This window comes from Aeromonas sp. A04 (assembly GCF_047780465.1).
GTDB lineage: Bacteria > Pseudomonadota > Gammaproteobacteria > Enterobacterales > Aeromonadaceae > Aeromonas > Aeromonas bestiarum.
In genome coordinates this window covers 143,707-167,331 of the sequence record NZ_JBLNHP010000003.1, presented here as the reverse complement: position 1 = coordinate 167,331, position 23,625 = coordinate 143,707, and the positions used below count along the sequence as shown (strand labels likewise).

The 23,625-nt window shown below is 64.2% G+C and carries 18 protein-coding genes and 1 riboswitch; of the genes, 13 read left to right on the top strand and 5 right to left on the bottom strand.

Annotated features, from left to right (window positions below; genetic code table 11):
* The first annotated feature begins 30 nt into the window (after window positions 1-30).
* The 4 genes from cysT to cbl all read left to right on the top strand — a co-directional run bounded on the left by cysT (window position 31) and on the right by cbl (window position 4,257).
* Window positions 31-870, top strand: a complete 840-nt coding sequence (gene cysT / locus ACM3N8_RS12030; RefSeq protein ID WP_416016172.1) for a sulfate ABC transporter permease subunit CysT — start codon at window positions 31-33, stop codon at window positions 868-870.
* 157 nt (window positions 871-1,027) lie between these two features.
* The gene (cysW, locus tag ACM3N8_RS12025) at window positions 1,028-1,921 is read left to right on the top strand and encodes a sulfate ABC transporter permease subunit CysW (protein ID WP_241278912.1); all 894 of its coding nucleotides are present in this window, start codon (window positions 1,028-1,030) and stop codon (window positions 1,919-1,921) included.
* Window positions 1,922-2,073: 152 nt separating this feature from the next.
* Window positions 2,074-3,144, top strand: a complete 1,071-nt coding sequence (locus ACM3N8_RS12020) for a sulfate/molybdate ABC transporter ATP-binding protein (protein WP_043141048.1) — start codon at window positions 2,074-2,076, stop codon at window positions 3,142-3,144.
* Window positions 3,145-3,309: 165 nt separating this feature from the next.
* Window positions 3,310-4,257 carry an HTH-type transcriptional regulator Cbl gene (gene cbl / locus ACM3N8_RS12015; RefSeq protein WP_043557468.1) on the top strand — a complete coding sequence of 316 codons (948 nt, stop codon included), beginning with the start codon at window positions 3,310-3,312 and terminating at the stop codon, window positions 4,255-4,257.
* Between the two features lie 95 nt (window positions 4,258-4,352).
* On the opposite strand, the gene ACM3N8_RS12010 is transcribed toward cbl, so the two are convergent.
* The 3 genes from ACM3N8_RS12010 to ACM3N8_RS12000 all read right to left on the bottom strand — a co-directional run bounded on the left by ACM3N8_RS12010 (window position 4,353) and on the right by ACM3N8_RS12000 (window position 8,523).
* Window positions 4,353-4,883, bottom strand: coding sequence for a cytochrome b (locus ACM3N8_RS12010; protein WP_378080747.1), 531 nt, complete (start codon window positions 4,881-4,883; stop codon window positions 4,353-4,355).
* Window positions 4,884-4,990: 107 nt separating this feature from the next.
* Window positions 4,991-6,412 carry an N-acetylglucosamine-binding protein GbpA gene (gbpA, locus tag ACM3N8_RS12005; RefSeq protein ID WP_378080746.1) on the bottom strand — a complete coding sequence of 474 codons (1,422 nt, stop codon included), beginning with the start codon at window positions 6,410-6,412 and terminating at the stop codon, window positions 4,991-4,993.
* Window positions 6,413-6,478: 66 nt separating this feature from the next.
* Window positions 6,479-6,564, bottom strand: a riboswitch (cyclic di-GMP riboswitch).
* Between the two features lie 264 nt (window positions 6,565-6,828).
* Window positions 6,829-8,523, bottom strand: coding sequence for a methyl-accepting chemotaxis protein (locus tag ACM3N8_RS12000; RefSeq protein WP_378080745.1), 1,695 nt, complete (start codon window positions 8,521-8,523; stop codon window positions 6,829-6,831).
* Between the two features lie 293 nt (window positions 8,524-8,816).
* Between ACM3N8_RS12000 and ACM3N8_RS11995 the strand changes: the two genes are divergently transcribed.
* Window positions 8,817-10,667: a M3 family metallopeptidase gene (locus tag ACM3N8_RS11995; RefSeq protein WP_290018998.1), complete on the top strand. Its 1,851-nt coding sequence runs from the start codon at window positions 8,817-8,819 to the stop codon at window positions 10,665-10,667.
* A 67-nt stretch (window positions 10,668-10,734) separates the two neighbouring features.
* Here the strand turns inward: ACM3N8_RS11995 and ACM3N8_RS11990 are convergent, their stop codons facing one another.
* The gene (locus ACM3N8_RS11990; RefSeq protein ID WP_290018999.1) at window positions 10,735-12,924 is read right to left on the bottom strand and encodes a glycoside hydrolase; all 2,190 of its coding nucleotides are present in this window, start codon (window positions 12,922-12,924) and stop codon (window positions 10,735-10,737) included.
* A gap of 332 nt (window positions 12,925-13,256) precedes the next feature.
* On the opposite strand from ACM3N8_RS11990, the gene ACM3N8_RS11985 reads away from it, so the two are divergent.
* Complete coding sequence (locus tag ACM3N8_RS11985; protein ID WP_290019000.1) at window positions 13,257-13,919, top strand: hypothetical protein; 663 nt, start codon at window positions 13,257-13,259, stop codon at window positions 13,917-13,919.
* A gap of 21 nt (window positions 13,920-13,940) precedes the next feature.
* A complete protein-coding gene (locus tag ACM3N8_RS11980) occupies window positions 13,941-15,284 on the top strand; it encodes a M12 family metallo-peptidase (RefSeq protein WP_290019001.1) in 1,344 nt (447 codons plus the stop codon).
* A 125-nt stretch (window positions 15,285-15,409) separates the two neighbouring features.
* On the opposite strand, the gene ACM3N8_RS11975 is transcribed toward ACM3N8_RS11980, so the two are convergent.
* The gene (locus tag ACM3N8_RS11975; protein ID WP_416016171.1) at window positions 15,410-18,559 is read right to left on the bottom strand and encodes a S41 family peptidase; all 3,150 of its coding nucleotides are present in this window, start codon (window positions 18,557-18,559) and stop codon (window positions 15,410-15,412) included.
* Between the two features lie 262 nt (window positions 18,560-18,821).
* Between ACM3N8_RS11975 and ACM3N8_RS11970 the strand changes: the two genes are divergently transcribed.
* The 6 genes from ACM3N8_RS11970 to ACM3N8_RS11945 all read left to right on the top strand — a co-directional run bounded on the left by ACM3N8_RS11970 (window position 18,822) and on the right by ACM3N8_RS11945 (window position 23,575).
* Window positions 18,822-19,298: a L,D-transpeptidase family protein gene (locus ACM3N8_RS11970; protein WP_416016170.1), complete on the top strand. Its 477-nt coding sequence runs from the start codon at window positions 18,822-18,824 to the stop codon at window positions 19,296-19,298.
* A gap of 150 nt (window positions 19,299-19,448) precedes the next feature.
* Window positions 19,449-20,168 (top strand): AzlC family ABC transporter permease, encoded by a 720-nt coding sequence (locus ACM3N8_RS11965; RefSeq protein WP_241278921.1) that lies wholly within the window; start codon window positions 19,449-19,451, stop codon window positions 20,166-20,168.
* A 2-nt stretch (window positions 20,169-20,170) separates the two neighbouring features.
* Window positions 20,171-20,512, top strand: coding sequence for an AzlD domain-containing protein (locus ACM3N8_RS11960; protein ID WP_043140686.1), 342 nt, complete (start codon window positions 20,171-20,173; stop codon window positions 20,510-20,512).
* A 116-nt stretch (window positions 20,513-20,628) separates the two neighbouring features.
* Window positions 20,629-22,155: a YjjI family glycine radical enzyme gene (locus tag ACM3N8_RS11955; protein WP_416016169.1), complete on the top strand. Its 1,527-nt coding sequence runs from the start codon at window positions 20,629-20,631 to the stop codon at window positions 22,153-22,155.
* A gap of 37 nt (window positions 22,156-22,192) precedes the next feature.
* Window positions 22,193-23,044 (top strand): YjjW family glycine radical enzyme activase, encoded by an 852-nt coding sequence (locus tag ACM3N8_RS11950; protein WP_416016221.1) that lies wholly within the window; start codon window positions 22,193-22,195, stop codon window positions 23,042-23,044.
* 207 nt (window positions 23,045-23,251) lie between these two features.
* The gene (locus ACM3N8_RS11945; RefSeq protein ID WP_043140690.1) at window positions 23,252-23,575 is read left to right on the top strand and encodes a DUF1820 family protein; all 324 of its coding nucleotides are present in this window, start codon (window positions 23,252-23,254) and stop codon (window positions 23,573-23,575) included.
* Window positions 23,576-23,625: the final 50 nt, after the last annotated feature.

The following is a 23,625-nucleotide window of genomic DNA, read 5'->3' as shown; positions in this document are numbered from 1 at the left end:
CGAATGTTTTTCATAACAAACGGAAGCGTTATGCGATTTGGTTCTTACTCAGTCCTGCCGGGCTTTGGCCCGACCCTCGGCTTCAGCCTGCTCTACCTGGGCGTGCTGGTGCTGCTGCCGATTTCGGCGCTGGTGCTGTTCGCGGTGAACAACCTCACCCTCGCCGAGTTCTGGCAGGTGATAGGTTCCCCGCGGGTGCTCGCCTCCTTTCGCCTGAGTTTCGGGGCAGCCTTTATCGCGGCGCTGCTCAACAGCCTGTTCGGCCTGATCCTGGCCTGGGTGCTGGTGCGTTACACCTTCCCCGGTCGCCGGCTGGTGGATGCGCTGATCGATCTGCCGTTCGCCATGCCCACCGCCGTCTCCGGCATCGCCCTGTGCGCCATCTTCGCCCCCAACGGCTGGATCGGGCAGTGGGTCGCCCCGTTTGGCATAGAGCTCGCCTACAACCCCATCGGGGTGGTGATTGCCCTCACCTTCATCGGTCTGCCCTTCGTGGTGCGCACCCTGCAGCCCGTGCTGCGGGAAGCCGAGACGGAGCAGGAAGAGGCCGCCGCCAGCCTGGGGGCTGACCGCTGGCAGACCTTCCTGCGGGTGCTGTGGCCGACCCTGGTCCCTGCGCTGATCACCGGCTTTGCGCTGGCGTTTGCCCGCGCCGTGGGGGAGTACGGTTCCGTCATCTTCATCGCCGGCAACCTGCCCATGGTTTCCGAGATAGCGCCGCTGATGATCATGAGTCACCTGGAGGAGTACGACTATGCCGGTGCCTCCGCCATCGCCGTGGTCATGCTGCTCATCTCTTTCATTCTGTTATTGCTGATCAACAAGCTGCAGGCCTGGAGCTGGGTGCGCATAGGAGGTAGCCGGATATGAACGTATTTGCCATCAGCTTGAATGCTGTCCCTCATACCGGGGAAGCCGCAGGCAAACACCGGTCGGATATCTCTGAACGGTGCAGGAGCATGATGTTATTGCCGATCAGCCAAGTGCTGCAGGCCTGGAGCTGGGCCCGTATCGGAGGGAGCCGCATATGAACGCCTCACATTCAAGCCTGGACCTTGCCCTCGACGTGGCACAGGCCACCCCGGTTCGCCATCCCCCGGTGACCCGTGAACCCGTCTGGGTCAAGTGGCTGCTGATCTCCCTCGGGCTGGGCTGGTTTGCCGCCCTGCTGCTGCTGCCGCTGGCCACCGTCTTCATTCAGGCGCTGAGACCCGGGCTGGCCTTCTTCTGGCACGCCATCAGCGAGCCGGATGCCCTGAGTGCGCTCGGGCTCACCGCCCTGGTCACGCTCTGCGCGGTTCCCCTCAACCTGCTGTTCGGGATAGCGGCGGCCTGGGCCATAGCCCGCTTCCGCTTCCCCGGCCGGCAACTGCTCATCACCATCATAGATCTGCCGTTCTCGGTCTCGCCGGTGATCGCGGGCCTGATGTTCGTGCTGATGTTCGGCAGCCGCGGCTGGTTTGGCGACTGGCTGAGCGAGCACGACATCAAGGTCATCTTCGCTACACCTGGCATCATTTTGGCCACCACCTTCATTACCGTGCCCTTCGTGGTGCGCGAGCTGCTGCCCCAGATGGAGGCGCGCGGCCCGGAAGAGGAAGAAGCCGCCATCATGCTGGGGGCGAGCGGCTTGCAGATGTTCTGGCGGGTCACCTTGCCAGGCATCCGCTGGAGTCTGATGTATGGGCTGCTGCTCTGTACCGCCCGGGCCGTGGGGGAGTTTGGTGCCGTCTCCGTGGTCTCCGGCCATATTCGCGGCCAGACCAACACCCTGCCGCTGCACATAGAGATCCTCTACAACGAGTACCAGACCGGTGCCGCCTTCGCGGTGGCCAGCCTCCTGGCGCTGTTCGGGATCTTCACCCTGCTGGGAGAGACACTGCTGGCCCGGCTGCGTGGGCAGCCCACCAAGTCCCATTGATGTTATTGCGACACGGATCTGGCTGCGCGGTCAGCCCGATCCGGATACCCCATTGATATGGATTGGGGTGTGATGGCGAGCAGGACCGGCCGTACGGACTGGCCAGCTCGGAGACTCCATCCATCCCGATTTAACGGTTCAGAGAGGCAGCCATGAGCATTCAGGTTCAACAACTCAACAAGCATTTCAATCAGTACGCGGCCCTGGCCGACATCAACCTCGACTTTCACGACGGCGAGCTGGTGGCCCTGCTTGGCCCCTCCGGCTGCGGCAAGACCACCTTGCTGCGGATCATCGCCGGGCTGGAGCAGGCCGACAGCGGCAGCGTCATCATCCGCGGGGAAGATGCCTCGGATCTGCACGTGCGCGAGCGCAACGTCGGCTTCGTGTTCCAGCACTACGCCCTGTTTCGCCACATGACGGTGTTCGAGAACGTGGCGTTCGGTCTGCGGGTCAAGCCGCGCAGCGAGCGTCCGGCCGAGGCGACCATCCGCGCCCGGGTCAAGGAGCTGCTGGATCTGGTGCAGCTCAGCCACGTGGCCGAGCGCTATCCGACCCAGCTCTCCGGTGGCCAGCGCCAGCGGGTCGCCCTGGCCCGCGCATTGGCGGTGCAGCCCAAGGTGCTGCTGCTGGACGAGCCTTTCGGCGCCCTCGATGCCCAGGTGCGCAAGGAGCTGCGCCGCTGGCTGCGCGAATTGCACGACGAGCTGCACGTCACCAGCCTGTTCGTGACTCACGATCAGGAGGAGGCGCTGGAGGTGGCGGATCGGGTGGTGCTGATGAACGCCGGCCGGGTCGAGCAGATAGGCACCCCGGCCGAGGTCTATGACCATCCCGCCAGCTCCTTCGTCCACAGTTTCCTCGGCAGCGTGAACCTGTTTCGCGGCCGGGTGGCGGAGCAGGGCTTTGGCATCGGCGAGCAGCTGCTGGGCGGTCCCATCAGCTCCCATCAGCTGGCTCAGGGCAGTGCGGCCATCGCCTATGTGCGCCCCCACGAGCTGGAGATACTGCCGGCGGATGCGCCCGGCGGGATCAGCGCCACCATCACCCGTCTGCTGCCCATGGGGCCGCGCATCCGGGTGGAACTGCGTGGCAATGGGGATACAAACGGTGCACACTTTGAGGCCGAACTGAGCAAGGAGGCGGCCAAAGCCTTCACGCCGGGGCAGGGGGTGCGACTGGTCGCCAAACAGGCTCAACTCTATCCGGACTACCAGATCTGACGGCCATCGCCGCTTGAAATGAACAGATAGGATGGCGGAGTGAGCCCGCCTGGGATACAAGGGTGTCAGGCCGTTGCCGGACTCGATGAGGAGTCCGGCCAGGCAGATAACAAGAAAACGGCGGCGGGTAACCCCGACCGGCCAGTCAGCGCAGGAGGCGATGACGTGAATTTTCAGCAGTTACGTATTATCCGGGAAGCGGCGCGGCGGGATTACAACCTGACCGAGGTCGCCAATGCCCTGTTCACTTCCCAGTCCGGGGTCAGCCGCCATATCCGCGAGCTGGAAGAGGAGCTGGGGATAGAGCTGTTCATCCGCTACGGCAAACGGCTGCTCGGCATGACCGAGCCGGGCAAGGAGTTGCTGGTGATCGCCGAGCGAATCCTCAACGACGCCAACAACATCCGCAAACTGGCCAGCACCTTTGCCAACCGCGAGTCGGGCCGGCTGCTGGTGGCGACCACTCACACCCAGGCCCGTTACGCCCTGCCGCGGGTGGTGAAGGCGTTTCGCGAGCAGTTCCCGCAGGTGCAGCTGGAGCTGCGCCAGGGCAGCCCGGAGGAGATAGTGCGGCTGGTGCAGACCGGCGAGGTGGATATCGGCATCAGCAGCGAGCAGCTCGACAAGAGCGAAGGCGTGGTGGCGTTTCCCTACTACCGCTGGCACCACAACATAGTGGTGCCCGAGCAGCATCCCCTCACCGCCGAGCGGGAGCTGACCCTGGCGGCGCTGGCGAACTGGCCCATCATCACCTATCAGGCCGGACTGACCGGACGGGCACGGGTGGATGAGGCGTTTGCCGAGGCGGGAATAGCGCCGCAGATCCTGCTGACCGCCCAGGATTCCGACGTCATCAAGACCTATGTCGAACTGGAGATGGGGGTCGGCATACTGGCGGACATGGCGTTCGACACCCAGCGCGACAAGGGGCTGGTGCAGCTCGACGGCAGTCGGCTGTTTGCGCCGCACACCGCCTGGATCGGCCTCAAGCAGGGGCAGTTCCAGCACAACTTCGCCTGGCAGTTCATCCAGCTCTGCAACCCCGAGCTGGCGCTGGCAGACATCCAGGCTCGCGCCATGGGCGGCGAACCCGCCCTCGACTTCCAGATCTGAATCCTGCTGCGAGATAAAAAACAGGGAGCCATGGGCTCCCTGTTTTTTATCTGCCTATCGATGGAAAGCCGCCCCTGCGGCGAAGCGCCGTCTGCCTATTTGCCGGTGTGGGGCCCCAGCATGCGGTAGAGGGTGCGATCGCCCTTGATCCTGTGGTGATACAGGGCCGCGACTACGTGCAGCATGACCAGGGTGGCCAGCGACAGGCAAGCGAGGCGATGAACATCGAAGAAGAAGCGGTTGATCTCGGGAGTGTTGATGGGGTTGGCGATCGGGTAGAGCCAGAACAGGGGATAACCCCGCTCCAGCATCAGGAAACCGCTCAGCAGCACGGTGAACATCAGCCCGTAGAGCAGGGCATGGGCCAGCTTGACCCACCCATTATGATGGTCGGCACCGTTCTCGGGCAGCGGATGCCTCAGATGTTGCCAGCCCCAGCGCAGCAGGAAGAGCGGGGTGATCAGGGTGGCCATCGACATGTTCAGCACCGACAGAAACTGAAACAGCCGGGGGTGGCTGTCGATCACCAGGTGCATCAGGTAACCGGCCAGGGTGGCGTAGAGAATGACGACAGCCATCAGCCAGTGCAGCAGGCGACTCAGAGGGTCATAGTAGTTTTTCGTCATAGTGTTTGTCCGATGGGGGATCTCGCGGTGCCCAGGGCAGCGGGATCCCGGATAACAGGCGCAAAAAAAGAGGCCGCTCGGGCCTCTTCTGTTCAGGTGTTGCGGGTTCAGTTCACTTGAGTCCAGGCATCCTGCCAGTTGGAACCCACGCCGGGTTCATACTGGGTCGTTGTGCTCGACCAGATGGTGCACCAGCCACTGTAGGGGAAGGGCTTGCACTGATAGACCTTGCCGTTCTTGGGCTGCAGCACCTTGGTGCCGTTGGTGTAGGACTTGAGCCCCTCCGGGAAGCTGAACTGGTAGTCACCAGCGGACGGATCCTTGAGCATCAGATCCAGGGTCTGCTGCAGAGCTTCGCCACCCGCCTTCGGCTTGCCTTCGATCACCAGCTGATGATGACCGGCGCTGAGCCCGGTCAGCGGCATGGTGAAGCTCTGGCTGCTGTCCTTGATGTCGGCACTGGTCTGGCCCTTGGCGGCACCACCATGGTCATACAGGGTGTTGGTGACCGCGAGATCCCCCTGGGCGGTGACGCTGAAGTTCAGGGTGACCTTGCCGTTGTCGAGCAGGTATTCACTCTCCAGACCGCTCACACTGATGCTGTCGTTCACCGGCGGTTGCAGCTGTTCGAGCTGGATCTCGACCCGCTCCAGCGCGCTGCCTGCCTTGAGGTAGACGGGGTTCTGGCCGTAGACGGGGTTGAACTGGCCGTCGGCGTTCTGCTGACCGGCGCGGATCTGGCTCTGCTCTGCATTGATCTTGCTGGCCAGGGCATGAGCCCAGTTGTTCTTCTGGCCCTGCTCCGTGGTGGTGATGGTCAGCTCGGTCTGCAGATCGGGACGCACGCCATTGGCGTCGAATACCAGGGTTCTGGCCTTGTCACCGGCCGCCAGATCGGTGGAGGGATAGATGGTGCCGCCCTGGCTCCAGTTCAGCGGTGGCTGGGTGCCACCCTTGAAGTTGGCATCGATCAGGTTGTAGAAGCTGTTGCTGGTGTCCCCCACTTCCCACACGCCGAGGATCAGCTGATAACCGGTGCGCTCTGGCAGGGTGCACTGGTGAGTGACCTGCTTGGGCGGCTGCACCATGTTGCCATCCACCACGCAGAAGGGGGTGAGATCGAAGGCGGCGCGGGTCAGCGGCTGGTTCGGATTCCAGTCCTGCTTGGTGAGGTAGTAACGCCAGTTGCGGGTCACGTGGTTGGCGGTGAAGGTCCAGCTGATGGCGAAGGGGCCTGCCTGCACTTCCCGGCGGGTCCAGCGATCGCTGGTCTGGGCATTCAGCTCGCTCCAGCGGGAGCTGCCCGCCGAGGCTATCTGACCATCCTGGGGGCCGGATTGCGGGAAGCCGGAGGGGCCTTCCACGCTCTGGGGCTCATACTGCACAGCACCACACTGGCTGTTGCCGCCCGTGTTGCACAGGTAGTTGCGACTCTCGGGCTGGCTGATGTAGCCGTGGGCGAGCACGCCGCCACTGGCCAGCAGCGCCAGCGCCGCCGCGACGTGATTGAGTTGGATTTTTGCTGCCATACATTCCTCTGTTCGATAGATGTGGGCAGTCAAGTTGGCAGGGGAGTTCCCCGATACACACTTGCGTGTGGCAACCCCGCTATCCTGGACGACGTGTCTTTAGACCGGAGGCTTTGCGTCCTGGCCTTTCAACCAGTTTGCCAAATGACTACATAAAGGGTCATAGTGTCGCGTTTGACGACGACACCATCATGACTAGTTTTGATTAAATAATTAAGTGTAAATGTTTGCAGCCTGACCTCATCGGAGTAGAGCAAACACTTAACTTAATGTTTTTAAATGTATATTTAATCTACTCGCCTTACCGAATATCGTTAATCACGTCGATAAAATGCAAAAATATGACATTTTTTATCAATAAAAAATTCCTGCCAGCTTTGCTGGCAGGAATGGTCGTTGCGACAGGGCGGGACGGATCAGTGGCGAGCGCGGGGGCGTTCGGCCTGATGGCTCTGCCGATGCAGCGGTGCCAGCCGCTGTTCCAGCTGCTGGTCGATGGCGCTGCCGAGCTTGAACACCGCCAGCCGCTCGTCCAGGCTGCGGGATAGGCCGGCCAGCAGCTCGCTCTCCCGGGCTAGTTGCGAGGCGGACTGGGACATCTCCAGCGCCGAGTCGTTGATGCCGCTGACGTTGCGGTTCATGTCCTCGGCCACCATGCTCTGCTGTTCGGCGGCTGTGGCTATCTGGGTCGCCATGTCGCTCACGTGCTGGATGTGGTTGACGATGAGGGAGAGATCCTGCCCCGCCTTCTCCGACTGGCTGACGCTGCTCTCCGCCAGCTTGCGGCTGGCATCCATGGCGCTGGCGGCGGTGACGGCCCGCTGTTGCAGCTGGGCTATGGTGCTCTGGATCTCCTCGGTGGACTGGCGGGTACGGCTCGCCAGCTGGCGCACCTCGTCGGCCACTACCGCAAACCCGCGTCCCTGCTCCCCGGCGCGGGCCGCCTCTATGGCGGCGTTGAGGGCCAGCAGGTTGGTCTGCTCCGAGATGGCGCTGATGACCGCCGTCACCTCGCTTATCTGCATCACCCCCTCCTTGAGCTGATTGACCTGCAGCGTGGCCTGCTCCACCTCGGTGGCCAGCGCCTGTATGCCGTGCACGCTGGCATGCACGTCCCGGTTGCCGAGCCCGGCCTCGCTGGTGGCATCCTGGGTATCGCGGGCGGTATTTTCCGCGTGGCCCGCCACATCCGAGATGGTCGCGCTCATCTCGTTCATGGCGGTGGCGAGCTGAGCCAGCTGATCTCGCTGGCTGTTGACCGCCTGATTGGTCTGCTCGGCGGAGGCGGCGATGCGCAGGGCGGCATCCGCCACGTTGCGGGCACCCTGGCTGGCCTCCAGCAGGGCATGGCGAATGGCATCTAGCCCCTGGTTGGTGCAGGTGGCGACGACCCCCAGCTCATCCTTGCCGTGTATCGGTATGCTGACCACCAGATCCCCGGCCGCCACCTGCTGCATGGCGCGCTTGATCTCGGCCAGCGGATTGACGATGGAGCGGCTGATGGCAAACCCCAGCAGCCCCATCAGCAGGATCACCAGCAGGGTGGCGCCCCCCATCAGCTGGTACTGGGACCAGATGGTGGCCTCTATGTCCTGCAGCAGCACGCCGGAGCCCAGGATCCAGCCCCAGGGCTGGTAGCCCGCTACCAGCGACATCTTCTGGGCCGCTTCACCCGTGGGGGTAATCCATTGATATTCCAGCCGGCCATGCTGGCCCCCCTTGCCAAGATCCACCATGCGCTGCCAGTGCGCCCCGGCGGTTGCGCCGCTTTCCCCCATCTGTTGACCGACCAGCTCAGGCTTGGTGGGGTGTACCACCACGTGGCGGGTCTCATCGATCACGAACAGATAGTTGTCGCCATCGAAGCGCATGCTGTTGAGCATGGCCTTGGCTTCGGCCTGGGCCTGGGGGGCGGGCAGCGTGCTAGCGAGGGCCTGGATCCGGCTCATGGCGAGATCCAGCACGGCCTGCAGCCGTGCCTCCCGCTCACTCATCAGATTGCGATTCAAGGCACTGGCCGAGATGAGCAGCAGTGCGATGAAGCCGACCAGTGCCAGTGAGAGCAGCAGCATCAATTTGCGGCTCACGGCGATATCACCGAGCTTGAACATAATCTCTTCCTTCTTTCCCGTGCGGGTCTGGTGGTGGCCAGTCATGACGATGGCCCTGATTATTTCATTATTAACATCTAATTAACTTTCAATAACTTGTGGTGAGTAAACGCTAATTGAGTATTTTGACAACCAGTATAGCCAGCAGACAGAAACCCTCGCTTTTGGTAGCGTGGTCGTGCGCATCCCGGCGCACCATTTGCCGTACAATTTGCAGAAAATGTGAATGAGTTGGCATTTCACCAAAAAAGGAGTGGGCGCCCCAGGGGCAGCCCCATAACAAGAGGGAATTTATGAGTTCCATTGCCAGGAATTACTTGAACCAGCTCAACGCCGACTACCTGCAGGTACACAGGCGCAAGGAGGACCTGTTCTGGTCCACCTACATGGGCACCAGCGACGATCAGGCCGGCTTCACCGCCGCCGAGCAGGCCTACAAGGCCTTCTGTGCCGATCCTGCGCGCCTGCCGGTACTGCGGGAGAAGCAGGCCCTGGCCGAGGAGACGGAACTCAAGCGGGGTCTGGGGGGCTGGATCGCCTTCTTCGAATGCAACGTCATCGAGGATCCGGCCGCGGCCGCCCTGATGGATGAGCTGGTGGCCGCCGAGGCGGCGCTGTTCGCCCGTCGCCGGGAGCTGAAGCTGACGTTACTGGACGAGCAGGGCCGCCAGGTGGCCGGCAGCCTGCCTGCCGCCAGCACGGCACTGGCCGCCAGCGCCGATGAAGCGGTGCGCCAGAGCGCGCTCGCCATGTTCCATACCCTGGAGCAGTGGGTGGTCGACAACGGCTATCTGGAGATAGTTCGGCTTCGCAACCGCTTCGCCCGCGCCATGGGCTATCGCGACTACTTCGATTACAAGGTGCGCAAGAACGAGCAGATGAGCCCGGCGCAGCTGTTCGCCGTGCTGGATGACTTCATCGCCCGTACCGAACAGCGGGTGCACCAGAGCCTGGCGGAACTCAAGGCGGCCAAGGGGGAGGCGGCGCTGCTGCCCCACAACCTGCGCTACAGCGTGAGCGGCGACGTGACCCGCCAGCTCGACCCTTATGTGCCGTTTTCACGGGCGCTGAAGGACTGGGTCGAGAGTTTCCGCCGGCTCGGCATCCAGTACCGGGACGCGACCCTCACCCTGGATCTGCTGACCCGGGAGGGGAAATACGAGAACGGCTTCTGCCACGGTCCCGTGCCGAGCTTCTGGCAGGAGGGCCAGTGGGTGCCCGCCGTGGTCAACTTCACCAGCCTGGCGGATCCGGCTCAGGTCGGCAGCGGCTGGAGCGGCCTCAACACCCTGTTCCACGAGGGGGGCCACGCCGCCCACTTTGCCAACGTGACCGGCAACGCACCCTGCTTCTCCCAGGAGTTTCCGCCCACCTCCATGGCCTATGCCGAGACCCAGTCCATGTTCTGCGACAGCCTGCTGGACGATGCCGACTGGCTCAAGCGCTATGCCAGAAACGCCGCGGGGGAGGCGATCCCCGATTCGCTCATCAAGGCCATGATAGAGGCGCGCCAGCCGTTTCGCGCCTTCAACGAGCGCCAGATTGCCCTGGTCTCCTACTTCGAGCGGGATCTCTACGCCATGGCCGATGGCGATCGCACCCCGGCCGCCGTGCTGGCGCTGGCCCGCCAGTGGGAGCGCAAGATCCTGGGGACTGAGAGCCCGCGTCCGCTGCTGGCCATCCCGCACCTCCTCAATCAGGAGTCGGCCTGTGCCTACCACGGCTATCTGCTGGCGCTGATGGCGGTGGAGCAGACTCGCGCCTACTTCCTGCGCCGGGACGGCTATCTCACCGACAACCCGCGCATCGGGCCGGATCTGGCCGCCCACTACTGGGGGCCGGGCAACGGCATGACCCACGACCAGACGCTGCAGAGCCTCACCGGCGAGGGCTTCAGCGCCGCCCCCCTGGCACGGGCATGTAACCAGAGCGTGGCCGAGGCGTGGCAGCAGGCAGAGGCCTGCATGACGGCGGCGCAGCAGCGGCCGCCGGCAGGCGAGGGCACGCCGCTCAATGCCCGCATCCGGGTGGTGCACGGGGATCTGCTGGTTGCCGACAACAGCCAGTCGGAGGCGGCCATGCTGGCCGACTTCGAGGCCTGGATCCGGCGCCATGGCGAGGCCGAGCCCGCCACCCTGGGTTAGGAAACCCCGGTTGCAAAAGAGCCCTGCCAATTGGCAGGGCTCTCTCTTTATATGACGAGCGGGTCAGTCACATCTTCAGCAGGCTCACCGGCTTGCCCTTGAGGGCGACCAGCAGCTGCCTGCCCGGCAGCTTGTGGCCATCGATCATCATGCTGCTGTGGCTGAAGTTGGCCACCAGCCGGCTGCCGTCGGAGAAGCGGGTCTCCTGCACCCGGCCCACCCCGTCCCGCCAGCGAAAACCCACCAGCGCCTTGTCCCACAGCGCCTCGTGCAGCGGGGCAAACTGGCTGTTTAGCCTCACCAGCGCCGGCAGGCGACTGTCCAGGGTGCTGCGGCTCAGGTTGACCAGCGGCGGCGTGTTGTAGAGCAGGCCGAGCAGGGCGCGATCCTCCTTGATGCCCGGGAACTTGAGGTTGTCCAGCAGCCAGTGGTGGCTGTTGAGCACAGAGTCGTGGAACACGGCCTGGTAGAGGGGCAGTCGATCCGCCGGGTTGAACACGGTTTTCAGGTAGCGCGGCTTGAGCCGGGCGGGCTGGAAGAAGACCTGTGGCGCCTCGTCCGGCCACCACTTGCCGAGGTAATAGGGGGACTTGGCCTGCTTGCGCATGGCGGCATCCTCCCAGCCGAAGCCCCAGCTCTGGATGCCGTGGGCAAACATCAGCGGCTTGCTGGTGAGGGCGTTGCCATCCTCCGAGCCCAGCACCAGCCCGAGCCGCTCCCCTACCCAGCTCATGCGGGCGTTGCGGTCGGCGATCATGGCCTGACTGCCCTGCTGGTGGGCCGGGTTGTAATCGTTGGAGGCCATGGCGGTGCCGTCCACGTCGAGGAACAGGCTGTTGATGCCGCTGGCCTTGGCCAGCTCGCTCATGCGGCTCTTGGCAAACGGCAGGGTGCAGCCCGGGTTGAGGTAGACCCCCTCGCCGCCGAAGCCCGGCTTGGGCTTGCCGTTGGCCTCGACGATGGCGCAGCGCTTGCCGATCTCGATCGGCAGCTGGGCGGTGAGCCAGCTGTCGTTGCTGCCGGGGGGGATGGCGGTATCGTAGGAGTCATAGCTGCCCACTAAGTAGCCCTGGCGCTGGGCGGCGGTGAGGGCATAACCCTGCTGCAGGGCCGCCGTCCACTGCGGGGTGCCGAGCCACAGCTTGCGCAGCCCCGCCTGTTGCAACGTCTCGACCACAGGCAGCGACAGCCCCTGGCCCCAGCGCTCCTGCGCCACCAGCTGCTCGCCGAACCGGCCCTTGACCCACTGCTGGCGCAGGGCCAGCACCTTGCTCTGGGCCTGCGGGCCCTGCTGGGCGGGCAGCGGCAGCTGGTCGGCAATCAGCCGGTTGAGACCGGCCATGATCAGCGTCTGCTGCCAGGGTTCTGGCGCCTTGGCGGCCAGCGCCTCCCGCTCCTCGGCATGGAAGTCTTGCAGCCACTCAGGCTTTTGCCGGAGTTTGGCCTGCAGGCCGGGCCAATCCGTCACATCCTGCCGATCGAGCAGGGCATCGCCCCACAGATAGACATGGCTGGCGCCGATCAGCCGCCGAGCGGCCGGAATGCGGGCAAACTTGTCGGCCAGGGACTGCCAGGCGCCTTCGCCCTGCAGCCACTCCCGGTAGCGGCGGGCGCCGGCCAGCCAGTCATCCCCCACGCTCAGCCGCACCACCATGGGGGCCTGCTGGTTGAAGCTGCTGAACTCGTGGCGGGCGCTCAGCTGCAGCCGCCCCCCCTTGCGGGTGAAGCTGAGCTGGTTGTCGTAGGGGGTCTGCAGGATCCAGCTGTAGGTCTGCTTGCCCGCGTCCTGGCTCCAGAGCGGCAGCTTGAGGTCGTAGTGGGTGTTGAGCTCGGCCAGCTCGTCGCCGACATAGCCGAGCCAGTCGCTGTCGCGTACCGAGAAGCGGCTGCCCTCGCCAAAGGCCAGGGAGAGGTGGGTCTGGTTTTTCGGCAGGCTGTACCAGGCCAGCTGACGGGGACTGTCGCTGACAAGTGTCAGCAGCAAGTCATTGCCGTCCAGCTTGACCTCCACCCTGGCGTCCTGGGCGGGCCAGTGCCAGCTGGCCTGCTGCTCGCCCTGCTGCAACTGATCGACCTGGCGGGCGGGCTGGCCGGCGCTGACCGGGATCTTGTTGACCGAAATGGCCAGTGTGTCGGGATCTATGCGGTAACTTTGCGTCTCGCCCTGCAGCGTCAGGGGGGCGGCGGCCAGCGGCGCCGCCAGCAGTGAAATCAGCAGCCAGCCCAGTGCTGGCGCCTTTGTCTGTGAAGCCTTCATTCAACATCCTTGACCTGATTGATGCCATCAGGGTACGCCGTCGTCCGCCCCCCGGTACAGCCAAATCTGCTTAACCCATATGGGGTAAATGGCATCATGCCAGTCCTTTTTGGGGCCGTTTTCATGCGCCAAAAAAGCATCATTCGAACCCTTTCCAAGCCCCCGCCAGCACTGGCTTCAGCGACTCGCCCAGAGGGTGTGAACGTCCACCGCCCATTTTTTCGACGCCCCATATAGGGGGGTGTCAGCCTGCCCGCCGGTTTCTAGCATGTCCGCTCAATTTGAATGCAATTCATTGTTTTATAAGGATTGTTTTTGACTGGAGTATCAGTATGAAGAGAGCGAAGTGGGGGCTTGGGCTGGGATTGCTCGCCCTCTTGGCCGGGGTGATCGGCGGGTACCTGTGGCCGCAGCCGGCGGCGCCGGACCTGGAGGCCGGCTACAGCGGCGAGCCGTTGGCGGACTCCCCCGGGTGGATAGAGCCGGCTCAGCTTGCCGTGATGCCGACACCCGAGATCAAGCCGGCGCCGGCAGAGGCAGCCGCCAAGCCGGGCCGGCTGCGTGAGGACGGCAGCCAGCAGCTGGATGCTCCCTGGCAGGCGGCCGAGGTGGATGCCGACTTTCCGCTGGCGGACCCCGGCGAGGGGGTCGAACAGCCCCAGCCGATCGCCCTGCAGGGCGGCGAGCTTGGACAGGCTCAGGTCGGCGACAGCGTGACCCTGCCGCTGCCGGACGGCAGCACGCTGGAGGCCAGAGTGACCAGGGTTGAGCTGCAGCGGGGCGGGGAGCGCAACTGGCAGGGCGAGATACGGGTCGACGGTGACAGCTATCCGGTCAATTTCACCGTCGGCAAGCAAGCCATCTTCGGGTTCATCGGCACGCCGCAAGGCAGTTACTCCGTCGAGACCCAGGGGGGCAAGGGCTGGGTTTACAAGAACCCGCCACTGGATCTGGGTCATGGCGGCAGCGATGCCCTGATCCCGACTCATCAATAACAACAGAAGAAGGAAAATCACATGCAGAAAACAACCTTGGGGATCATGATCGCGGGTCTGCTCGGCGCCACGCCCGTGCTGGCGGAAACCATAGATCTGATGGTGCTGCACAGCCCCGGGCTGGCGGCCCGTTATCAGGGGGATGCCCAGACCCGGATCCAGCACATGATCAACGTCACCAACCAGATCTATGCCGCCAGCGGCCTGGATCTGACGGTGCGGGCCGTGCACAGCCAGCAGGTGAACTATCCGGATGGCGGCACGGACGAATCCGCGCTTAATGCGGTGACCCATCAGAGCGACCAGGCCTTCAAGGCGGTGCCGACCCTGCGTACCCGCTATGGCGCCGACATGGTGGTGCTGATGCGGCCCAACACGGGTGACCACGGCAGTTGCGGGCTGGCCTGGGTGGGCGGTTCAGCCACCTATGCCGATGGTCGCAAGGCGTATGCCGACGGGGATGTTTCCAAGGAAGCCGGCAACATGTTCAGCCATGTCACCGCCACCGGCTGTGGCGACGTCGTGCTGGCACACGAGCTGGGCCACAACATGGGGCTCAACCACTCCCGGCTGCAGGATGGTACGGGCGGCACCTACCACTATGCGCTGGGGCACGGGGTGCAGGGCTCCTTCGCCACCGTGATGGCCTATCCCTCCAGCTTCGGGGTCTACAGCCATGAGTACAAGTTCTCCAGCCCGGATCTGGTCTGCAAGGGGCAGCCCTGCGGCGTGGATCACAGGGATCAGGCCAACGGTGCCGATGCGGTGCGGGCGCTGCGGGTCACCACGCCCCAGATCGCCAGCTTCTACCCCACCATGGTGACGGAGGCGATGCCGGATCTGGGCGAGCTGGAACACTCGCTCGAGGCGCGTCGTCAGGATCTGGCGACTGCCCAGGCCCACTACCGCCAGCAAGTGACAGCCAGTACCGCGCTGCAGGATCGGCAGCAGGCGCTCAAGGCCAACTTTGATCGCTACGATCGCGAGCTGAGAGCTCTGAACCAGCGCAACAGGCAGACGGTGCAGGAGATCAACCGGCTGGTGCGGGAGCACAACAGCTACAACGGCAGCTACAGCCCGGACGAGTATCGCCGGATCCGCGCCATCCAGGCGAGTCTGAGCACCCGCATCGATCAGCTGTACGATGAAAACAATGCCCTGATCCGCCAGTCCAACGAGATCAGCCGGCGCTTTAACGCTGAGGTGGCCGAGTACAACGGCAGCTGGGATCGCTACAACCAGCTGACGGCGGCGGTGAAGGGCGCCGAAGGCAAGGTGAACGAGGCGCGCCGCGAGCTGGAGCTGGCCGAACACAGGTATCAGCTGGCGCTGGCCCGCCAGCCGGCCGAGACGCTGCCGGCCTGATGAAAAAGCACGCCCCGCCAATGGCGGGGCGTGCTCTGTTTCACGCGGCAGGATGAGCCCGTCTGGTTCGTAGCCGGATTGGTCCATCCGTTTTCCAGCAGGCTTCAATCACGCCTCTTTCCTGCTTATTTCGCTTTCGCTGACAAATGGGCGAGGGCGGCCTGTACAGCGGCTTCCAGTTGGGGATCGCGCCCCGCCAGCATGTCGGCCGGGGTCAGCGCCACCTGCACGTCCGGGATCAGCTCCTGATTTTCGTAAAGCGTGCCGTCGGGGTTGCGCAGTCCCAGGGTCGGGATGCCGTAGGCAAGCCCCGGGATCAGTCTGGATTCGTGGCTATAGACCATGGTGCCCGTGCCCGGCACAGGCTCGCCGATTATGGGGCCCACCTTGAGGGTGCGGTAGTACTGGGGGAAGGCCGAGCCTTCCGAGTAGCTGCCCGCGTTGACCAGCACCACCGAGGGCTTGGTCCACTGGCGGGTGGCGGCGTCCGTCTCCCCCTTGCCGAGCCGTGGCCAGCTGCGGGCCATCCCCTTGGCGCTGCCGTTGCCGGTCAGAAACTCCACCAGGGTATTGGCCAGGTAGCCGCCCTTGTTGAAGCGCACGTCCACTATCAGTGCCTCGCGATTGCGCTGACGGCCGAGGGCATCGGCAACCATCTCCTCATACACGGCGCTGCTCATCTCCGGCAGATAGACGTAGCCGACCCGACCCTGACTCAGTTGCGCCACCTGGGCGCGGCGCTTGGCGACCCAGCCATCCAGTTGCAGGCGGTACTCCTGCGGTAAGTCCATGGCGGTGACTTCCAGCTGGCTGGGCTCCTTGGCTCCCTTGGGCAGCACAGTGAGCGCCAGCCGCTGGCCGGCCTGGTGGTTGAGCAGGGCATCCAGCTCGTTCAGGCTGTGCAGCTCTGCGCCGTTGATGGCCAGCAGGCGGGCGCCCGGCACCAGATCCGTCTCCTGATCCAGCGGGCCGCCGGCCAGCAGGGCCGTCAGTTCGACCCCGTGTTTGTCTTCGCGCCAGTAGCCGCCGAGGCTGGCGGTGTCATCGGGCAACCGCGGGAAGGGCGCCGGGCCATAGCCCCAGGTGTGGGAGACGTTCAGCTCGCCGGCCAGCTCCGCCAGCAGGTTGCCGAAGTCCCGACCATTGCCGATGCCGGGCAACTGGCGGCGATAGGCGGCCACATAGCCATCCCAGTCCACGCCGTTCATGTCGGCCCGATAGAATTCGTCCCGGGTGAGCCGGGTGATCTGGTCAAAGGCGGCTGTCATCCGAGCCTGCCAGCGCCCGCTCTGCAACAGGGCGAAGGGGTGAGGGGTCGCCTCGCCGGAGGCCATGTCTATCAGGGTCACTTCCCCCTCCCGCACCAGGGTGGCGAGGCTGGCGTCGTCATTGAGGTTGGCCAGCGCCGGGCCAGGCTGTTCGGCGAACAGCAGCTTGGTCTCCCCCTTGCGCAGCTCCTGGGCGTAGCCCTTGATCTCGCTCTCGCCATTGGCATCCGTCTCCTCCACCAGATAGATCAGGTGATCATCGACGATGCGGCTGGCGAGGACGGGGCCGCGTGGTTGTAGCTGCAGCGCTTCCCTGTGTGCCAGCTTGTCGCTCTCGAAGCCGTAACCCGTCTTGGGGGGGGCCTGCTCGGCGAGGAAGTCGCTCTTGGCGGCGCGGCTGCTGTAGAGGCCGAGTAGGCTGCCATCCAGCGGCTCGCCGTCGGCGCCCAGCTTGCCGTACTTGGCGGATTGCCAGTAGAGGATGCCGCCATCCTGACTCCAGGCCGGGCTGCCATCCTGATAACCGTTGAGACTGACGTTGACCGGTGTGGCCTTGGCATCCCGGGTGTCGATGACGGCGATCTCCTGCTGGGCCGAGTCGGGCTGTAGGGTCAGCGCCAGGTGGCGGGAGTCGGGGGCGAAGGCCAGCTCCACCGCATGGCGGGAGGGGTTGAACTCGGCGGCGACCAGCGGTCGCTGCTTGCCACTGGCCAGATCCAGCAGGTGCATGGCCTGACCGTCCACCACGAAGGCGAGCTGCTTGCCGTCAGGGGAGAGGGTCGGCTTGCTGATGGCGACGCCCGGCATGGCCAGCAGCTTCTCCTCGATGAGGGGGCCGGGCTCGCTGAACAGCCGGTCCGGCTGCGCCTTCTTCAGGCGATAGAGGGCGGCCGGGCCATGCTGCTCGGAGAGATAAATGAGCCCCTGTTCCTTGTCCACGTAGCGTGGCGATGACTGTTCGCTGGGGTGGCGGGTGAGCTGGCGTACCCGCTCGCGGCGGGTGTCGACCGCAAACAGATCCCCCTGACTCACCAGGATCACCTCCTCCCCATCCTGGCGGACGAGGGCCTCGTCGATGACGACCGGGGTGTCGCTCTGCTCGTCGGGAGCCTGGGCCGAGAGCGGCCGGATCGTCAGCTTGCGCGGCGTCTCGCTGCCGGCATCGAGCCGGTAGAGCTCACCCTGCCAGGACCAGACCAGATCGCCGTGGCGGGAGGCGCTGAGACCGCGCACCGGATGGCCCTGATAGTGGGTGAGCTGGCGATCCTGACCGCTGGCCAGATCCCGTTGCCAGACGTTGAAATCGTCGCTGCGCTCGCTCAGGTAATAGAGCGCCTCGCCCTTGTCATCCCAGACGGGATCGCTGGCGGCGACCCTGTCTTCGGTCAGCTGGCGATGCTGTTTGCCATCGAACAGCCAGAGGCGAGAGACGGCAAAGGAGCGCTGGTGCTTGCGAAACGGCTGATCCATGCCCGGCATCTGATAAGCCAGCTGGCTGCCGTGGGGGCGGGCCAGGGTCGCGGGCAGGGGCTGGGCCGGGGTCAGGGCGCCGCCATCTATGGGGGTCCAGTAGAGGGCGCTGGCCTGCAGTCCCTCTGCCACGAAGTGATCCGCCTCCGGACTGGTCAGGCGCTGGCTGCTCAGCAGCAGCTGTTTGCCATCGGCGCTGAATGCCTGGGGCAGGTCGGGGCGCGAATCCCGGGTCAGCCGCACCATCTCGCCCCCCTCGCTCGGCACCACGAACACGTCTTCATTGCCATAGAGGTTGGCGGCGAAAGCAATCTGCTTGCCGTCCGGTGACCAGAGCGGGCGCTGGCTCAGGTAGTCACTGCCGGTGAGCGGCGTGGCGAGGCCGCCGTCCCCCGCACTCAGGTAGATGCGGCCCTGCCAGGTGAACGCAAGCTGCTTGCCGTCGGGGGAGAGCGCAGGCTCGCGCAACCAGCGCGGCTCGGCGGCCTGCAGGGGGGTGCAGATCAGCAGGATCAGCAAGGAGAGTCGGTATCGCATCGTGGAAGTTCCTGAGGGGTGAAAAGCGCCTTATCTTCCCCCAATCCCCCGCGGGGGACTATCCCGAGATAGGGGGGGTATCCCGTTGTTTTGGCAGTTAATTGTAACAATCTATAAAAGATGGCGCGGGATATGTTTCTCTGGATATATTGAGTATTGATGGCGATCCAATATGATGGCGCTCGCCCGCCACTCGGGGCGGTGCAGTTCAGATGATTTGGTAACAAGAAAAGCCCTTACCAGAGGCTTGTCGAGGGATGGAATGAGAGCCGTATTACTGTGTTTGCTGGGGCTGTGGCCCGCACTGAGTTTTGCCACCTTGTCGGCCGACATGATAGTGGTGAAGAAGTCTTCCTATAGCCTGACCCTGATGAAGGATGGCAAGGAGGTCAAGCGCTACTGGATCGCCCTGGGGCCGGCCCCCAAGGGTCACAAGCAGCAGGAAGGGGATCAGCGTACGCCGGAAGGGCGCTACATCCTCGACTACAAGAAGACCAACTCCAACTATTACAAGGCCATCCACATCAACTACCCGAACCTGGACGACATCAAGACGGCCAACGAGCTGGGTGTGCGACCGGGTGGCATGATCATGATCCATGGTCAGCGCAACAGCATAGGCAACACCCGCTTGCAGCCGTCCAACTGGACCAATGGCTGCATCGCCATGCTCAACAAGGATCTGGACGAAGTGTGGAACGCCATCGAACCCGGCACCCCCATCGTCATTCAGCCCTGACCCTCTGCAGCGCGCCACCTCCGGGTGGCGTTCTGTTTTTCGGCTCCCCCTGTTCTGTCTCCATCCTCTCTTTATCCGCAGCCCCTTGGTATCTGTCCCCCTGCTGTGCTAGTTTTTCCGGCTCGCCGTGGATGCAACAAGGATGATCCCATGCCGTCAGCAACAAGCTCCCAGCCCGTCGGGGCCGAGAGTCGCCGCGCGCTCTGGTGGCGCGCTTCCATCGATATTCTGCCGCTCTCCATCTCCGTCATTCCCTGGGGGATCCTGTGTGGCGCCCTGGCGCTGCAGGTGGGGCTGAGCCCGTTGCAGGCCCAGCTGATGTCGCTGCTGGTCTATGCCGGCGCCGCCCAGCTCTCGGCCACCACCCTGTTCGGGGCCGGTACGCCCCTGCTGCCCATCATGGGCTCCACCTTCGTCATCACCTCCCAGCATCTGCTCTATGGCTTCACCTTCCGCCGCGATGTGCTGCCGCTCGCCCTGCGCTGGCGTGCCAGCCTGGCGTTTTTTCTGACCGACGAGATGTTCGCGGTGGCGCTGAAAGACAGGGAGCGCAGCGGTGCCTTCAATCCCGCCTACGCCCTGATCGCGGGCTTCGTTTTCTATCTGTTCTGGAATCTGGCGACCCTGCTCGGCATCGCCGCCGGTCAGTACATAGACGGGCTGGACAAGATGGGGCTGGACTTTGCCATCGCCGCCACCTTCATCGCCATGACCATACCCGCCATGAAGAACCTGCCCATGGTGGCGGCGACCCTGGTGAGCGGCGGCACTGCGCTGCTCACCAAGCCGCTGCTGGCGGAGATCCATATCATCATATCGGCGCTGGCCGGCATGGTTGTGGGCTACGTGCTGCACCGGATGAGGAGATGACCATGAGCTGGCTGATGATAGGCCTGCTGGCCCTGATTACCTTCTTCAACCGCTTCGCCTTCTTCTCGCGGCTGACCCGCTATCAACCGGGCGCCGAGATGGGGGCCTTCCTCAGCTTTTCGGCCCAGTCGGTGTTGACCGCCATCTGGCTGCCCATCGTCTTCAGCTATGAGCCGGGCAAGGGGCTGACGTGGGATCCGGACTACCTGGCCGCTACCCTGCTGGTGACGGCGCTGACCCTGTTGCGGCTGCCGACCCTGCTGGTGGTCGTGGTGGGCATGGGGGGCTTCTTCCTGCTGCGCTGGCAGGGTGGGCTGGCGGCGCTGCTGCCCTGGTTTGGCTGAGCCGTGATCCCGCATGGTGGATGTCTTTTATGGATATCCGCTATGTTGTGAATGTCACTTCAAAAAACACCTCCCAAATGTGAGGATTTAGGGACCATCCGCCAAGGAGCTCCCCCATGTCTTTCACCGAAATCTGTCAGCGCATAGTGCGTGATCACCACCTCTCTGCCGCCCAGAAGAGTCATGCCCTGGCGCTGGCCGCCGAAAACGCGCTGCCTTACCCCGAGCTGCCCCCGGCGGTCGCCGAGGCTAGGGTGCAGGGTTTTCTCTGTGACATGTTTGAGGGGCATGCCCCTTACAAGCCACGCTATGTGCTGCCTGACTATGAAAAGTTCCTGAGTCAGGGCTCCGCCTGGCTGGAGCTGGCGCCGCCGCAGGATTTCGACGAAGCGCTCGATGCCCTGCGCATCCTCTATCACCATGTGCCCTCCGTCACCGGCATGCCGGTCTGGCTGGGGCGGCTCGATCATCTGCTGCTGCCCTTTGTCAGGGATCTGGATGACGAGACCCTCCATCGCAAGCTGAAGGGGTTCTGGATCTACCTGGATCGGGTGCTGCCGGATGCCTTCATGCACGTCAACATAGGCCCCGACGACAACCGTCTCTGCCGCCTGATCCTGCGCATCGACGGCGAGCTCAAGCAGGTGGCGCCGAACCTGACCCTGTTCCACGATCCGGCGCAGACCCCGGACAGCCTGCTGATGCTGGCGGTGCAGAACATAGCCAGCTGCAGCAAGCCGCACATCGCCAACTACCCGCTCCATAGCAACACCTTCGATCAGCGCGGTTTCGGCATCGTCAGCTGCTACAACGCCCTGCCCCAGGCGGGCGGCGCCAATACTCTGGTGCGGCTCTCCCTCAAGCGGGTAGCCGAGCAGGCCCACGGCATAGACGACTTCATGGGCTGTCTGCTGCCCCACTACTGCCGTCTCGCCTCCCAGCTTATCGAGGCGCGCGCCGCCTTCCTCCATCAGGAGTCCGGCTTCTTCGACAGCTTCCTGGTCAAGGAGGGCTTGCTCGATGAGGATCGCTTCGTCCCCATGTTCGGCATCTATGGCATGGCGGAGGCGGTCAATTTGCTGATGGACAAGGAGAATCTGCCCGAGCGCTACGGCCGTGACGAGGAGGCCAACCAGCTTGGCTATCGCATCTCGGCCCTGCTCTCCCGCCATGTGACTGAGACGCCGCAGGTGCATGCCTGGGGCGGCCGCGCCCTGCTCCACTCGCAGGGCGGGCTCAGCGTGGATCGAGGGGTGACCCCCGGGGTGCGCATCCCTTACGGTCAGGAGCCGGATCCGGCCAGCCATGTGCTGGCGCTGGCGCCGCACCACGGTTTTTATCACTCAGGGATCAGCGAGATCCTGACCCTGGATCCCACCATACGCCAGAACCCGCAGGCGCTGCTGCAGCTCTGCAAGGGGGCGCTCGCCATCGGCATGCGCGAGTTCACCGCCAACGTGGCGGACAGCGACCTGGTGCGGGTGACCGGCTACATGATCCGCAAGAGCGACGTGGCCCGTTTCGCGACCGAGGGCTCGCGGCTGCAGACCACCTGCCTCGGCGCCGAGGCGAGCGAGCTGACCGGGATCCGCCAGCGGGCGCCGCGGGTGGTAGGGCGCGAGGCGACCCTGTGTGACTACTGAGTGTGGCAGTCGGGCAGGGGCGGCGCGCACCGCGACGGTGAGCCGCTGGCTGCCCTTCTCCTGCGTGGACGGCCCCGGCAACCGGCTGGTGCTCTTCCTGCAGGGGTGCAACTTTCGCTGCCCCGGCTGCCATAACCCGCACACTATCGGCATGTGCGATCACTGCGGTGACTGCGTGCCGGCCTGTCCGAGCGGGGCCTTGACGCTCGTCGAGGGCAGGGTACGTTGGCAGGCGGCGCTCTGCACAGATTGCGATCGCTGCATCGACGACTGCCCGCGCCATGCCAGCCCCAAGACCAGCCAGATGTCGGTGGCCGAGGTGCTGGCCCTGCTGCGCCGCTACGGCCCGCTGCTGACCGGCATTACCGTCTCCGGCGGCGAGGCCACCACCCAGCTGCCGTTCGTGATTGCCCTGTTCACGGCCATCAAGGCAGCGCCGGATCTGGCTCACCTCACCTGCCTGCTCGACAGCAACGGCTCCCTCGCCGAGATCGGCTGGCAGCGGCTGCTGCCGGTGCTCGACGGCGCCATGCTCGATCTCAAGGGGTGGCGCGACTCCGTGCATCACATGCTGACCGGCCATGGCCGCGAGCGGGTGCTGGCCTCGCTGCAACTGCTGGCAAGCCACGGCAAGCTGGCCGAGCTGCGGCTGCTCCATGTGCCGGGGCGCAGCGATTTTCTGAATGCCGATGGCAAGCTGGAGACGGGCCTGGTCAGCTTTCTGCAGAGCCTGGGGCCAGTCCCCATTCGCCTCAACGGTTTTCGCCATCACGGGGTGCGCGGGGTGGCGACGAGCTGGCAGGAGGCGGACAGGGAGGCCTTGACCCGGCTTGCCGCCGCGCTGAGCGAAAGGGGGCTGGGGCCTGTGTCCCTGCCGGCGATCTGCTGAATGGCTACTCGATGCTAATCAATTGATCGCAAAGGTATTTTTTGTGGTTTCTTGGTCGATGTCCGGCGAGCAGGCGGCAAGTTTGTGGCCTGGCTCCGGGTTTTGGGCTCTGTGAGTCTCAAGATGACGTAACTGTGATTGCTGTCTATTTGAGCTCTGGGAAGGGGCGGCTAGAATGGGGCATTCGCCCACCATCAACAGACGAACATGAGTGAATCCAACGCCTTATACCGAGTGCAGTTCATTTGTCACAACGAGCGTTACGAAGTCTATGTCAGGGAAGTGAGCCAGGGTCAGCTGTTCGGCTTCATCGAGATAGCGAACTTCGTGTGGGACACCCACACGGCGCTCATCGTCGATCCCAGCCACGAGAAATTGAAGAGTGAATTTGCCGACGTCAATCGCACCATGATCCCCATGCACCATGTGCTGCGGGTCGATCAGGTACGCAAGCAGGGGGCTGCCCGCATCACAGAGCTGGGCAACAACGTCGCTTCCTTTCCCAGCCCCATCTATACCAAGAAGCCCTGAGGCTTCCTCCTCTCTGCGAGCCTTGCCATGGGGATCCCGCTGGCGAGGCT

Excerpts from the sequence above, each read along its gene's own strand:
- cysT (WP_416016172.1), top strand. The coding sequence starts at position 31 with ATGCGATTTGGTTCTTACTCAGTCCTGCCGGGCTTTGGCCCGACCCTC.
- cysW (WP_241278912.1), top strand. The coding sequence starts at position 1,028 with ATGAACGCCTCACATTCAAGCCTGGACCTTGCCCTCGACGTGGCACAG.
- ACM3N8_RS12020 (WP_043141048.1), top strand. The coding sequence starts at position 2,074 with ATGAGCATTCAGGTTCAACAACTCAACAAGCATTTCAATCAGTACGCG.
- ACM3N8_RS12010 (WP_378080747.1), bottom strand. The coding sequence starts at position 4,883 with ATGACGAAAAACTACTATGACCCTCTGAGTCGCCTGCTGCACTGGCTG.
- gbpA (WP_378080746.1), bottom strand. The coding sequence starts at position 6,412 with ATGGCAGCAAAAATCCAACTCAATCACGTCGCGGCGGCGCTGGCGCTG.
- ACM3N8_RS12000 (WP_378080745.1), bottom strand. The coding sequence starts at position 8,523 with ATGTTCAAGCTCGGTGATATCGCCGTGAGCCGCAAATTGATGCTGCTG.
- ACM3N8_RS11995 (WP_290018998.1), top strand. The coding sequence starts at position 8,817 with ATGAGTTCCATTGCCAGGAATTACTTGAACCAGCTCAACGCCGACTAC.
- ACM3N8_RS11990 (WP_290018999.1), bottom strand. The coding sequence starts at position 12,924 with ATGAAGGCTTCACAGACAAAGGCGCCAGCACTGGGCTGGCTGCTGATT.
- ACM3N8_RS11985 (WP_290019000.1), top strand. The coding sequence starts at position 13,257 with ATGAAGAGAGCGAAGTGGGGGCTTGGGCTGGGATTGCTCGCCCTCTTG.
- ACM3N8_RS11980 (WP_290019001.1), top strand. The coding sequence starts at position 13,941 with ATGCAGAAAACAACCTTGGGGATCATGATCGCGGGTCTGCTCGGCGCC.
- ACM3N8_RS11975 (WP_416016171.1), bottom strand. The coding sequence starts at position 18,559 with ATGCGATACCGACTCTCCTTGCTGATCCTGCTGATCTGCACCCCCCTG.
- ACM3N8_RS11970 (WP_416016170.1), top strand. The coding sequence starts at position 18,822 with ATGAGAGCCGTATTACTGTGTTTGCTGGGGCTGTGGCCCGCACTGAGT.
- ACM3N8_RS11965 (WP_241278921.1), top strand. The coding sequence starts at position 19,449 with ATGCCGTCAGCAACAAGCTCCCAGCCCGTCGGGGCCGAGAGTCGCCGC.
- ACM3N8_RS11960 (WP_043140686.1), top strand. The coding sequence starts at position 20,171 with ATGAGCTGGCTGATGATAGGCCTGCTGGCCCTGATTACCTTCTTCAAC.
- ACM3N8_RS11955 (WP_416016169.1), top strand. The coding sequence starts at position 20,629 with ATGTCTTTCACCGAAATCTGTCAGCGCATAGTGCGTGATCACCACCTC.
- ACM3N8_RS11945 (WP_043140690.1), top strand. The coding sequence starts at position 23,252 with ATGAGTGAATCCAACGCCTTATACCGAGTGCAGTTCATTTGTCACAAC.